The 11,774-nt window shown below is 71.2% G+C and carries 17 protein-coding genes; 10 read left to right on the top strand and 7 right to left on the bottom strand.

Features of this window, described 5'->3' with window-relative positions; translation table 11 throughout:
• Positions 1-180 precede the first annotated feature (180 nt).
• Complete coding sequence (locus LGR69_RS28690; RefSeq protein ID WP_230368166.1) at positions 181-687, bottom strand: hypothetical protein; 507 nt, start codon at positions 685-687, stop codon at positions 181-183.
• Positions 688-869: 182 nt separating this feature from the next.
• Between LGR69_RS28690 and LGR69_RS28685 the strand changes: the two genes are divergently transcribed.
• The 5 genes from LGR69_RS28685 to LGR69_RS28665 all read left to right on the top strand — a co-directional run bounded on the left by LGR69_RS28685 (position 870) and on the right by LGR69_RS28665 (position 3,696).
• On the top strand, positions 870-1,058 hold the full coding sequence (locus LGR69_RS28685; RefSeq protein WP_230368164.1) for a hypothetical protein: 189 nt from the start codon (positions 870-872) through the stop codon (positions 1,056-1,058).
• On the top strand, positions 1,051-1,260 hold the full coding sequence (locus tag LGR69_RS28680) for a hypothetical protein (protein ID WP_007563133.1): 210 nt from the start codon (positions 1,051-1,053) through the stop codon (positions 1,258-1,260). Before LGR69_RS28685 ends, LGR69_RS28680 begins: the two co-directional genes overlap by 8 nt.
• Before the next feature lie 145 nt (positions 1,261-1,405).
• Positions 1,406-1,675 (top strand): GCG_CRPN prefix-to-repeats domain-containing protein, encoded by a 270-nt coding sequence (locus LGR69_RS28675; RefSeq protein WP_122160140.1) that lies wholly within the window; start codon positions 1,406-1,408, stop codon positions 1,673-1,675.
• A gap of 139 nt (positions 1,676-1,814) precedes the next feature.
• Entirely contained in the window at positions 1,815-2,021 is a 207-nt protein-coding gene (locus LGR69_RS28670; protein ID WP_122160139.1) for a hypothetical protein, read from the top strand.
• A 283-nt stretch (positions 2,022-2,304) separates the two neighbouring features.
• The gene (locus tag LGR69_RS28665) at positions 2,305-3,696 is read left to right on the top strand and encodes an L-serine ammonia-lyase (RefSeq protein WP_230368163.1); all 1,392 of its coding nucleotides are present in this window, start codon (positions 2,305-2,307) and stop codon (positions 3,694-3,696) included.
• A gap of 37 nt (positions 3,697-3,733) precedes the next feature.
• Here the strand turns inward: LGR69_RS28665 and LGR69_RS28660 are convergent, their stop codons facing one another.
• From LGR69_RS28660 to LGR69_RS28650, 3 genes are all read right to left on the bottom strand, one after another.
• Positions 3,734-3,979 (bottom strand): hypothetical protein, encoded by a 246-nt coding sequence (locus LGR69_RS28660; protein ID WP_091864864.1) that lies wholly within the window; start codon positions 3,977-3,979, stop codon positions 3,734-3,736.
• Positions 3,976-4,218 carry a hypothetical protein gene (locus tag LGR69_RS28655; RefSeq protein WP_230368161.1) on the bottom strand — a complete coding sequence of 81 codons (243 nt, stop codon included), beginning with the start codon at positions 4,216-4,218 and terminating at the stop codon, positions 3,976-3,978. The genes LGR69_RS28660 and LGR69_RS28655 overlap by 4 nt, the downstream gene beginning before the upstream one ends.
• A gap of 213 nt (positions 4,219-4,431) precedes the next feature.
• Complete coding sequence (locus tag LGR69_RS28650) at positions 4,432-4,635, bottom strand: hypothetical protein (protein ID WP_007563121.1); 204 nt, start codon at positions 4,633-4,635, stop codon at positions 4,432-4,434.
• Between the two features lie 315 nt (positions 4,636-4,950).
• Here LGR69_RS28650 and LGR69_RS28645 point away from each other — a divergent pair, with 315 nt between their 5' ends.
• Complete coding sequence (locus LGR69_RS28645) at positions 4,951-5,337, top strand: TIGR02300 family protein (RefSeq protein ID WP_007563119.1); 387 nt, start codon at positions 4,951-4,953, stop codon at positions 5,335-5,337.
• Between the two features lie 66 nt (positions 5,338-5,403).
• Here LGR69_RS28645 and LGR69_RS28640 read toward each other — a convergent pair whose 3' ends face one another.
• On the bottom strand, positions 5,404-5,667 hold the full coding sequence (locus LGR69_RS28640) for a hypothetical protein (protein ID WP_007563117.1): 264 nt from the start codon (positions 5,665-5,667) through the stop codon (positions 5,404-5,406).
• Positions 5,668-5,810: 143 nt separating this feature from the next.
• Between LGR69_RS28640 and LGR69_RS28635 the strand changes: the two genes are divergently transcribed.
• Positions 5,811-6,317 (top strand): hypothetical protein, encoded by a 507-nt coding sequence (locus LGR69_RS28635; protein ID WP_230368160.1) that lies wholly within the window; start codon positions 5,811-5,813, stop codon positions 6,315-6,317.
• A gap of 162 nt (positions 6,318-6,479) precedes the next feature.
• Here the strand turns inward: LGR69_RS28635 and LGR69_RS28630 are convergent, their stop codons facing one another.
• Together LGR69_RS28630 and LGR69_RS28625 are read right to left on the bottom strand one after the other, a co-directional pair.
• Entirely contained in the window at positions 6,480-6,689 is a 210-nt protein-coding gene (locus LGR69_RS28630; RefSeq protein ID WP_007563113.1) for a cold-shock protein, read from the bottom strand.
• 124 nt (positions 6,690-6,813) lie between these two features.
• On the bottom strand, positions 6,814-8,673 hold the full coding sequence (locus LGR69_RS28625) for a glycosyltransferase family 2 protein (protein ID WP_230368159.1): 1,860 nt from the start codon (positions 8,671-8,673) through the stop codon (positions 6,814-6,816).
• A 137-nt stretch (positions 8,674-8,810) separates the two neighbouring features.
• On the opposite strand from LGR69_RS28625, the gene LGR69_RS28620 reads away from it, so the two are divergent.
• From LGR69_RS28620 to LGR69_RS28610, 3 genes are all read left to right on the top strand, one after another.
• Positions 8,811-9,650, top strand: a complete 840-nt coding sequence (locus LGR69_RS28620) for a transporter substrate-binding domain-containing protein (RefSeq protein ID WP_230368158.1) — start codon at positions 8,811-8,813, stop codon at positions 9,648-9,650.
• A gap of 67 nt (positions 9,651-9,717) precedes the next feature.
• A complete protein-coding gene (locus tag LGR69_RS28615; protein WP_230368157.1) occupies positions 9,718-9,939 on the top strand; it encodes a hypothetical protein in 222 nt (73 codons plus the stop codon).
• A gap of 127 nt (positions 9,940-10,066) precedes the next feature.
• Positions 10,067-11,770, top strand: a complete 1,704-nt coding sequence (locus LGR69_RS28610; protein WP_230368156.1) for a lysine--tRNA ligase — start codon at positions 10,067-10,069, stop codon at positions 11,768-11,770.
• Positions 11,771-11,774 lie beyond the last annotated feature (4 nt).

The following is an 11,774-nucleotide window of genomic DNA, read 5'->3' as shown; positions in this document are numbered from 1 at the left end:
CAATGTCGGCCGCCGCGACGACGAGTTCGCCGTGGTCCGCGCCGGCCTGAACTACAAGTTCGGCTCGTACTAAGACCTCGCCAAACCGCTTGACCTAAGCATCCCCAGCCCGATCAGACTGGTCGCTTAGTCGAGGAGCGTCCCGGGATCACATCCCGGGACGTCTTCGTTTCTGCCTCCCTAGGCCTGTACGGCGTGCGCGAGCTCGGCCTTCGACATCCGCGAGCGGCCGGGCACGTTCTGCGCCTGGGCCTTGCGCATCAGCGCCGCCTTCGTCACGCCTGAAGACCCGCCCTCGCGCGCCGCAGCAGCCTTCTCGGCCGCCGCCTTGGGCTGTTTCGAGAATTGCTTGCCCTTGCGCGTATCGGCCCGCTTCTTGGCGGTGCTCGCCGCATATTCCGCGTCGGTCAGGCTCTCCCGGGCCTTCTTGGGCAGGTAGCGCTCGCCGGTCTTGCCGCTCTCCGTTCCGGATTTCGTGCCCCACTCCTCCTCGGTCCATTGCCGGAGGTGGTTGTCGGGATCCTTCTTGCCGGCGTAGCCGCCGCCTTCCTTCTTGTATTCGGCGGTCGCCATCTGGGCCTTCCGGGCCGACCATTGCCCGGGCTTGCCGCCCTTGTCGGATTCCGTGACCTCGTGCTTGACCTTCTCCCACAGCTTCGGATCGGTCTTCTTGGCGGTTCCTGACATCGCTGCGCCTCGCGGATCTTGATTGGGCCATCAACACGAGGCCGGCAGCGCCGTTCCTCGGCGGCTAGTCCGTGCGCTGCGACCGAAGGTCGGCCCCACCCACCGGCCCGCCCGACGGGCCCATCCGCGCGGTCGGATACCGCCGGCCTCTCACGGGGTTGTCCCCGAAAGGGAGCCTCCGCATGCAAGACGCGCCGACGACCAACACGCAGGATCTCGCCAACACCGAGTACGACGCCCAGCGTCGGGCGCGGGCAGCCGCCGAGCACCACCCGACCCCGCCGGCCGCTCCTGCCGGCGCCACCCCGGCCCCATCGGACCCGGCCCCGAAGGCCGGGCCCTCCGACCGTGAAGGAACACAGCATGGCTGACGTGCCGACCGACACGCAGGCTCAGCGGATGCCCCAGGGCAAGCCCGAGAGCGAGGGCCTGGCCAACGCCCCGCTGGACACGGCCACCGGCACGGTCAAGCCGCAGGACGGCCCGATGGAGCGGGCCGGCACCGAGGCCGAGGAGGCGGCCCGAGGCGGCAAGAGCCTCGGCGCCGAGCGCGACAAGCCGCGCAGCCCGTAAGCCGCATCCGGGCCCCGCGGGCCGGGAACCCGTTTGTTTCTGGGCCGTAAAAGCCAAGGTCAGCCTCTATTCAGGCCGCCGGACCAATCTCCCCGGCATCTTGCGCCGGGCGGATCCGGTGCAAGCCTGCACAGAGGGTCTGACCATGATGCACGTGAAGATGCTCGCGGCAGCCGCGGCCGTCGTCGGCGGCCTCGGCTTCGCCTCCGCCGGCGCCGCGCCCCTGGCGCCGCTGGCCGCCGATACGGTCACCGGGGCCGCGGCGATCAGCACCGTCGCCTATGGCTGCGGTCCCGGCTTCGCGCCCGGGCCCTACGGCCGCTGCCGCCCGATATACCGCCGGCCGCGCTTCTACGGCCCCCGCTGCTTCTTCCGCCCGACGCCCTTCGGCCCGCGGCGCGTCTGCCGCTACTGACGCCGCCGCGCGCCGGGGCTCCTCGCCCCGGCCGCAGCTGACGCCTCGTCCCGGATCCGATACCGGGGCGAGGCTCCCCTCCCGCCGACACCGAACCGGGGGCCGCCTCACCGGTTGGATGTGAGGTCAGGAGATCGTCATGGCCCGGGATCAGAGCGGCAGCGCCCACCCCTCTCCGGAGGACGAGAAGGCCAGCGCCCGCGCCGGCCGGAAGCGCCTCGGTGCGAATGGCTACCCGCAACCGGCGTCCGACCCGGCTTCCCGGGACGGGGCGGACCGCAGCGCGGCTCCCCGGACGGCAGAGCAGGCCCCCGGAGCGATCAAGGACCCCGCCGACGCGGCTTAACCCCCGACGCGCTGCAGCGCCCGGCGTAACGCGCTTCCGGCACCGCTGGCGCGTCCGCGGCAAGCCTCCGCCCATGCGCCCCCGATACATCCTTGGGCCCGAGCGCGGCCATGGGCGATCCCGGGCCCGATCGGCACGTGGCGCGTTTCTTCCATCGGGGCCCTGTCGGCATCGACAGCGGATGGCCGCACCGGCGGGAGCGCCGTCGGCCGGCGCGGCCGTGGCTTCGATGAAGGATCGCCGCGGCCCGTGACGGGGTATCGCGGCCGGTATAGGCAAACCGATGTTTCTCAGCGTGTTCGACGTCTTCAAGCCGGGCCTCGGGCCCTCCTCGTCCCACACGATGGGGCCGATGACGGCGGCCGCCGACTTCCTCGATCTCCTGCGCCGGCACAAGGCGCGGGCCGCGGCGGCCGCCCTGCGGGTGACGCTGCACGGCTCGCTCGCCTTCACCGGCCGCGGACACGCCACCGACCGCGCCGTGGCGCTCGGCCTCCTGGGATTCCGGCCGGCCGACATCGCGATCGACGACGCGGAGCGCAGGCTGGAGGCTTTGCGCGCCGAGAAGCGGCTCGCCCCGGTGGACCTGCCGGTCCTCGCCTTCGACCCGGAGACGGCGATCGTGTTCGATTACGGACCGCCGCTGCCCGGCCACGCCAACGGCTTGGTGATCGCCGCCCTCGACGCGGCGGGCGCGCCGCTCCTGTCCGAGACCTTCTACTCGATCGGCGGCGGCTTCGTGGTCACCGCGGCCCAGCGCGCCGCCGACGTGCCCCCGCCCGGCACCGCCGCGGATCTCCGGCTCTGGCCCTATCCGTTCGAGACCTCCGCGGCGATGCTCCGCATGGCGCGCGACAGCGGCCTGTCGGTGGCCGCGATGAAGCGCGCCAACGAGCTCGTCGGCCGCTCCGAGGCGGAGGTCGAGGCCGGCCTCACCCGGATCTGGCAGGCGATGAACGCGTGCGTCGAGCGCGGCCTGTCCCGGGAGGGCGAGCTGCCCGGCGGCCTTCGGGTCAAGCGCCGGGCCAAGCGGATCCGGGACCAGCTCGAACGCGAGCATGGTTCGAACATGGCCCAGCCCCACGTCATGACGGATTGGCTGAGCGTGTACGCCATGGCGGTCAACGAGGAGAACGCGGCCGGCGGCGCGGTCGTGACGGCGCCCACCAACGGCGCGGCCGGGGTCGTCCCGGCGGTGGCCCGATACTACCTCGACCATTGCATCGGTGCCGATCCGGCGCGGATTCCCGAATTCCTCCTGACGGCCGCGGCCATCGGCGGCCTGATCAAGCACAACGCCTCGATCTCCGGGGCGGAGGCCGGCTGCCAGGGGGAGGTCGGGTCGGCCAGCGCCATGGCGGCGGCCGGCCTCTGCGCCGTGCTCGGCGGGACGCCCGCCCAGGTCGAGAACGCCGCCGAGATCGCCCTCGAGCATCACCTCGGCATGACCTGCGATCCCGTGGCCGGGCTGGTTCAGGTGCCCTGCATCGAGCGCAACGGGATCGGCGCCACCAAGGCGGTGGCGGCGGCCTCGCTGGCGCTGCGTGGCGACGGTTCGCACTTCATGCCGCTCGACAATTGCATCGCGGCGATGCGCCAGACCGGCGAGGAGATGAGCGCCAAGTACAAGGAGACCAGCCTGGGCGGGCTCGCGGTGAACCTGCCGGAATGCTGATCCCGGGCCGCTGTCGCTCGCGGCGCGACCGGCAGGTTCAGGATTTGAGATCGGCCGTGACGCGGTCGGCTTTGTGCGCCGCGGCCCCGGGACCGTCGATCATCGCGCGGAGTTCGGCCTCGGTCAGGCTCTGCCCGTCCGGTCCGACGATGCTGATGCTGTCATGGCCGGCAGCCTGGAAATCGCCCAGCTTCCTGAGCGCCCATTCCGCGGTCGGGCAATTGTACGTTGCGGTCCCATGAGATTTCCTCGCCCGCACGACGAAGAGCGCCGCCCCGGTCATTCGAGTTCGATGCCCGCGGCGCCGAGGATGACCCGCTGTTTCAGGATGGCGATGCGGTGGGTCCGGATCGTGTGCTCGATCTGCGTGGCACCCGGATCGCCGGTGGCGTGCAGGAGCGCCAGCGCGTCCGACAACGCCGCGATGGCCAGCTCGTCCAACAGGATGTTGAACGCGAGGCGTTCCCGCAGGCTCGCGCAGGTGCAGTCAGTCTGGTCTTTCCGCTGCGGCATGTTGGACAACGAGCTGGGCCGCAGTTGGTTCTAGCCGCGGCCGCGATTGCTGTCCGGAATGCGACGCATGGCCGACCGCACCGCCGCCATGGCGCGAGGCCGGTGGCGGCGGACGCACGTTTCCAGGGCGCCCGCCGAAGGGCGGGGCACCGGGATCGCGACCTGATTCGGTGCGGCGCGCCGCCTCACGGGCCGTGAGGCAGGGCCGCCGGCCTCACGCGCTCAGCGACGGCCGCCGTCGGCGCCCGGCTTCATCGCCCGCTCGATGGCCTCCATGGCGCTCTCATACGCCTTCGCCTCGCTGCGATGCGGGCGATCGGATCGCTCGATCAGCTTACCGCTCCGGCGGATGGCCCATTGGAAATGGCCCTCCGGCTTGGCGATGGGGGAGACCTCGATGGAGTAGGGGTGTGGTACGTCTGACATAAGTGCCCTATGCCAGCCTTGCCGCGCGGATGCCAGTCACCTGCGGACATTCCGCGGCGCAATCTGTCATGGGCTGGGGGCGACGCACCGGCGAGGCGGCCCGATCCGGGCTTCCGGACAGGTCCGCCGGGCCGGTCGTGACCCGGTCGCGGGCATCCGGATTCCCGGTCGGAAAGGGCTGCCCGTCCGCCAAGGGTCCGTGTTGCGCCCTGCACAGAGGGCGCAACGGAGGGGTAGCCGGACGCCGTCCTGTGCTACACAGGCTCGAAACCACGCCGTCAATCCGGCATCGAACACGTTCTAAGGAGAGTTGCAGTGGCGCGTCCGGACCTTGGTACAAAGCGGATCTGCCCGACGACGGGGAAAAAGTTCTACGACCTCAACAAGGATCCCGTCGTCTCCCCCTATTCGGGCGAGGTCGTCCCGACCGCCGTCGCGACGTCGTTCGGCCGGGCCGCCCCGCCCGTCGTGGCCCGCAAGGAGGCGCCGGCCGACGAGGAGGACGAGGCCGAGGGCCCCGAGCTCGTGTCGCTCGACGAGGTCGAAGCCGAGGAAGCCGACAAGGACACCGATACCGAGGGCGACGACGCCCTGGATATCGAGGATGACGGCGAGACGGTCGAGGACGACACCCTGGTGGTCGACGAGGACGACGAGAACACCGCCGACCTCGTCGAGGTCAACGACGACGACGACGAGTAGGGCCTCCCGGCCGCGCCGCTCCGGGACGGGGCGATGCGGCCGAGTGCGAGGCCGGCGGCCGGCGCGTCATCGCGCCGTGGGGCGCGCCATCAGCAGGGCCGATCGAACCGCCATGCGGCGGGCCGGCTCGTCGGCCTCGACATCGACCATCGTGGCGGGTGCGAAGGCATGCGCCGCGACGGCCGCGGCCAGATCGAGGACGTGATCCGGCCCGATCGGGTGATCCTGCGTCGTCGGTTCGGCGAGATAGGCGTCGACCGCGCGGCCGACCGCCTCGATGGCGATGCGCTCGTCGGTCACGAGGTCCCAGAGCGTGGCATTCTCGGGCATCGGCGAGGCTCTCCACCGCGGGGGACGTTTCGCAACATTGTAACATCTCCGGACGGCATCCCGCCGCGTTTCCTGACGCCGCATTCCGCGCGTCGGCCCCTCACAGGATCATCGATGACCTCCTCGGCCGCGGCCCTCCGCGCTTGACGGCCCCGCACGCCGCAGGCGGCCTCGTCCCCGGTCGCTCCTGCGGCGCGTGCACGGCCTGTTGCCGGGTTCTGGAGATCAAGGCGCTCGACAAGCCCGCGGGAATCCTGTGTCGGCACAACACCGGCCGGGCTTGCGGGATCTACGCGGAGCGTCCCGAGACCTGCGTCCAATGGCACTGTCTCTGGCGCCGGATCGGGGCTCTGCCGGACGCGCTCAGGCCCGATCGATCGGGCGTGGTCTTCGCGCTTGAGCGCCGCAACCCGGCGTCATCCCCCGATCTGGAGGCGCCCGAGGGCGCCTGCATCGTCGGTCGCGCCCTCGACGGGGAGCAGGCCTTCGCGCGCTGGGAGGCGGTGGAAGCCTTCGCGATGTTCGTCCGGGAAGGCTCGCTGCCGGTCTGGAAGGCGTATGACCGGCACGCAACCCTGATGCATCCGGGCCCGCAGGCTCCGGAGAGCCAGGTTTCGGTCGCGGCGTCGGAAGGAGAGGATCCTGCGTGACACGCCCCCCCGCGCCCCGATCCGATCACGGGGCAGCGGGGAGGTCGTCGATGTCACCGGCGCGAGCCGATACGCAACGCGGCTCGCGAAACCGATGATAGGCAGCTCCGGTTAGCCAAAGCGCAAGCGCGGGCGCCCGCTCCGGTCCCGGATCGGGAAAGCTCAGTCGGCCTTCAGATTGGCCGCGCTCTCCTTGCCGCTGCGCCGATCGGCCTCGACGTCGTAGGAGATCTTCTGCCCCTCGATCAGGTTGCGCATCCCTGCGCGCTCGACAGCCGAGATGTGGACGAACACGTCCTTGCCGCCATCATCGGGCTGGATGAAGCCGTAGCCCTTGGTCTCGTTGAACCACTTCACGGTACCGGTAGCCATAGAGTTGTCCTAGTCGTCTCCGGCTCGCCAAAGCGACGTGCCGCAAGGGCCGAACGAGCCGCCTTGGCCGACTGTTCCCAAAGTTCCGTGCGCTGGCAACATCTGTGTCATCCGAATCCGCACTTTACGACGCCCGCCGGGGCAGCCGGCCGCTGCGCGAGGTGCGGGACAGGCCGTGCTGGGTCTTGTTCCAGCGCACCGGCGCGCGGACCAGCTCGATCAGGGCCAGCCAGGCGGCCAGGCTGACGAGCAGGAAGTAGGCCGGCATCCAGGGGGTCGATTGCGCGAGGTCGCCCCAGCCGCGACGGGTGCAGCCGACCAGGGCCGGCAGGACCATGGCGGCAAATCCCACGCCGAACAGGGTGATGGCGCACCCCGCGGCGAGATTGTCCGCGAAGGACGGGGCGGCGGGGATTTCCAGGACCAGGAAATTCCAGACCGCGCAGGCGAGGCAGACCGGATAGGCCAGGGAAGAGGCCACCGTGCCGGGCACCAGCGCCGCCGCGCACAGCGCCTCCAGTCCGCCGAGCCGGCAGGCATTGGCCAGCGGGCGGCGCCCGTGGGTGAGGCTGGTCTGCATCAGGCCCTTCAGCCAGCGGGTGCGCTGGGCCAGCCAGGGGCCGAGCCGGGCCGGCGCCTCCTCGATCGTCGCGCTCGGCAGGTCGCCCACCGCGTAGCCCGCGAGGGCCAGCCGGATGCCGAGATCGGCATCCTCGGTGACGTTCCACGCATCCCAGCCGTGGAGCGCGCGCAGCACCCGGGTGCGCAGGTGCATCGAGGTGCCGCCCAACGGGACCGGCAGGTCGAGGCGTGCGAGCGCCGGGTTCAGGACGTCGAACAGCCCCGCATATTCGAGCGCGAAGGCGCGGGCCAAGTGCGAATCGCCGGCATTGTCGATCACAAGGCGGCCCTGAAGGCAGGCGGTGCGCTCGGGCAGGCGCGCGAACAACGACGCGGAGAGCCGCAGCTGCCCGGGATCGGGCACGTCCTCGGCATCGTAGACCGTGAGCAGGGCACCGCGAGCGAGCGGCAGGGCGGCGTTGAGCGCCCGCGGCTTGGTGCGGGGCGCACCCGGCGGCACCGTGATCACCTCGAACCGGGCGGGCAGGGCGATCCGTGCCAAGGCCGCCGCGGTCTCCGGGTCGTCCGCCTCGATCAGGAGCTTGATGTCCAGCTTGGCCGCCGGATAATCGAGGGCCGCGAGCCCCAGGATCAGGCGCGGCACCACCGCGGCCTCGCGATGGAGCGCGACCAGCACCGTGTAGACCGGCAGCTCGGCGTCGGGGAGCAGGTCCACCGGGGCGGCGGCGACCGGGGCGGCGATGACCGGCGCGGTCAGCCGGAACGTCGTCATCGCCAGGAACAGGCCCTGGCCCGCCAGGGTCACCGCACGGGCGAGGGGCGGCGGGAGCAGGGCGAACAGGCACAGCGCCGCGATCGACGCGAGCGCGAGGAACAGCAGCCACCGGCTCGCGGGCTCGTGCGGCACGGCCTGCTCGGGCCTGTGGCGTCGCAGATCCTGCGCGGCATGATCCGCCACCGCCCCGGGGATCGCCGCGAACACCGCCTCGCGCAGATGCGTCGGGCTGGTGATCGCCGGCATCGCGGCGCGACGGGGGGCGTCGAGAAGCTCCGCGATCAGCCGGCCGCGGGGCGCCAGCACGCAGGGGGCGACCGATCCGGGCGCCAGGGGCGCGAGCCCGGCGACCAGGCTGTCGGGGAAGCGCAGGCCCAGGCCGAACGGAATCGGCCCGTCGAGATAGGGGGCACCGAGTTTCCGGGCCAGGGCACGATAATACGCCGTCTCGTCCAGCAGCCCGGCATTCAGGAGGGCGGTCGCCGCGTCGGTGCCGGAAGCGGCGGCGTCCCGGGCCGCCCGGATCAGCCGCTGGGCGTCGACACCTTCGGCGAGCAGGAAACCGATCTCCGGCGGCAGGGAGATCCTGTGCGCGAATGCGGCCGTGGGCAGGCGCTGGACCGACACGCCGGCGCTCCCCCGGTGGCTCCAGGACGTGCTAGGGGAGGGGCGTGAGCCAGACCCGATTCCCGTCCTCCGAGAGGAGCATCGCCGTCTTCCCGTCGTCAAGGTCGGGCGGACGACGCGCGCGATCGTCCCTCGGGATGGTCGTGCTCACGGCGCTCCTATGGGCTGGATCCGGACCCGCCAGCGCCGCGCCGCCGGCCGCGACGCCCGCCGTGACGGTCCCGAATTTCTGGAACCCGCGCAGCCGGGGCGAGCGGGTCGAGGCGCCCCAGACCGGCCGGGCAATCCGGTTCCTGACCGACGACGAGTTCCCGCCGCTGCACTTCGCCGGCCCGGACGGCAACCCCACCGGCTTCGCGGTCGAGCTCGCCCGCGCGGTCTGCGAGAAGCTGACGATCACCTGCACGGTGCAGGCGCGCCGGTTCGATACCCTGCTCGATGCCCTGGACGGCCGGCAGGGCGACGTGATCGCGGCCGCCGTCCCCCTGACCGCCACGTTGCGCGAGAAATTCCTGGCGACGCGGCCGTATTTCCGCTGGCCGGCGCGCTTCGCCGCGCGCACCGACAAGGGCCTGCCGGTCCCCTCGGCCGCGGCGCTGGCCGGCCGCAGCGTCGGGGTGATGGGCGGCAGCGCGCATGCGGCCTACCTCAAGGCCTTCTTCCCCAAGGCCGTCCCGAAGGAGTTCCTCGACCTTGCCGCCGCCGAGGGCGCGCTCAAGCGCGGCGAGATCGATTATCTGTTCGCCGACGGCCTCAACCTCGCCCTCTATGTCGGCGGCCAGGAGGCGGACAATTGCTGCGCCCTGATCGGCGGCGACTATCTGGAGAACCGCTATTTCGGCGAGGGCATCGGGCTGATCACCCGCCAGGAGGATGCGGCGCTGTCCCGGGCGCTGGACGACGCGCTCCAGCGGGTCTGGGACGACGGGAAATACACCGAGCTGTACCTGCGCTTCTTCCCGGTGAGCCCGTTCTGAGGGGCTTTCTTCCCAGCCGGGAATCGGGATCCTGCGCCGCGCCGGGCCTCCCCGACAGGATCGAGGCATGACGGATCTTCTCGACAAGGCCGTGGCGAAGGCACGGGACCTCGCCCCGGAGATGCAGGACGAGATCGCCCGTATGATGCTGGCCTTCGTCAATGAGGAGGCGCCCCTCTACCAGTTCACCCCGGAAGAGGAGGCGGAACTCGACGAATCCGGGGCCGCGCGGGGTGATTTCGCGACCGATGCCGAGGTGCGCGTCATCCGGGCCAAATATGGTTTGTGAGGCTGCGCTTAACCCGATCAGCCCGCCTCGAACGCCCCCGGGACACCGGATTGCACCCACGGGCGTTCCGCTGGGGCTCGAACCGCTCTAGGGTACGCGATCCCAGCGTTCCGTCACCCACGAAATCATGCCCACCGCACCTGCCCTGACCCTCGACCCCGACCTGATCGAGGCCGCCGCCACCGCCGCCGCCTGGCCGTTCGAGGAGGCGCGCAAGCTCGTCGCGCGGCTGGAGAAATCCGGCAAGACCGAGGTTCTGTTCGAGACCGGCTACGGGCCGTCGGGGCTGCCGCATATCGGCACCTTCGGGGAGGTCGCCCGCACCTCCATGGTGCGCCACGCCTTCCGGGTGCTGACGCGGGACGCGGTGCCGACCCGGCTGCTTGCCTTCTCGGACGACATGGACGGGCTGCGCAAGGTCCCGGACAACGTGCCGAACCGCGAGATGCTGGCCGCCCATCTCGGCAAGCCGCTCTCGCGCATCCCGGACCCGTTCTCGAACGAGTACCCGTCCTTCGGGGCGGCCAACAACGCCCGGCTGCGCGCCTTCCTGGACAGCTTCGGCTTCGATTACGAGTTCGCCTCCGCCACAGACTACTACACGTCGGGCCGGTTCGACGCGGCGCTGCTGCGCGTGCTCGAGCGCTACGACGCCGTGATGGAGATCATGCTGCCGTCGCTGCGCGCCGAGCGCTCGGCCTCCTACTCGCCGTTCCTGCCGCTCCACCCGGTCACCGGCCACGTGATGCAGGTGCCGATCGACGAGGTGCGGGTCGAGACCGGCACCCTGGTCTGGCGCGACCCCGCCACGGGCGAGCGCTACGAGACCCCGGTGACCGGCGGCCACGCCAAGCTGCAATGGAAGCCCGACTGGGCGATGCGCTGGGTGGCGCTGGGCGTCGATTACGAGATGGCCGGCAAGGACCTGATCGACTCGGTCAAGCTGTCCGGCAAGATCGCCCGGGCGCTCGGCGGCGAGCCGCCGGACGGGTTCAACTACGAGCTGTTCCTCGACGAGAAGGGCCAGAAGATCTCGAAGTCGAAGGGCAACGGCCTGACCATCGACGAGTGGCTGAAGTACGGCACGCGGGAATCCCTAGGCCTGTTCATGTACAACAAGCCCCGGGAGGCCAAGCGCCTGTTCTTCGACGTGATCCCGCGCCACGTCGACGAGTATATCGGCTTCCTCGACCGCTATGCCGGCCAGGACGCGAAGCTGCGGCTGGGCAACCCGGTCTGGCACCTACATGCCGGCAACCCGCCGGAGCCCGAGCGGGTCGAGGGCGCGAGCCTGACCTTCGCGATGCTGCTCAACCTCGCCGCGGTGGCCAACACCGAGGATCCGGCGGTGCTGTGGGGCTTCATCCGCCGCTACGCGCCGCAGACCGGGCCGGAGACCCATCCGGGCCTCGACCGGCTTGTGGTCCACGCCCTGACGTACTTCTCCGACTTCGTGCGCCCGGCCAAAACCTACCGGGAGCCCACCCCGGAGGAGCGGGCCGCCCTGGAGGATCTGTCGGAGACCCTTGCGGCACATGACGGCTCCACCGACCCGGAGGCCCTGCAGGCGGCGGTCTACGAGGTCGGGCGGCGGCATTTCCCGGACCTGTCCGGCAAGGCCAAGAGCCCGGACGGGCGGCCCGGCGTGTCGCAGGCCTGGTTCACGAGCCTGTACAACGTGCTGTTCGGTGAGGCGCGGGGGCCGCGCTTCGGCTCCTTCGTGGCCCTGTACGGGGTGGCGGAGACCCGGGCGCTGATCGCATCGGCCCTGTCGGGCGCCCTGGTGGCCGAGCACGCCGCCTTCACGGCCGGCGCGGCCAAGGTCGCCTGACGGC

It is taken from the genome of Methylobacterium brachiatum (assembly GCF_020523825.1).
GTDB lineage: Bacteria > Pseudomonadota > Alphaproteobacteria > Rhizobiales > Beijerinckiaceae > Methylobacterium > Methylobacterium brachiatum.
Note: the sequence above shows the minus strand (reverse complement) of the source record. Positions and strands in the feature narration are given on the sequence as shown.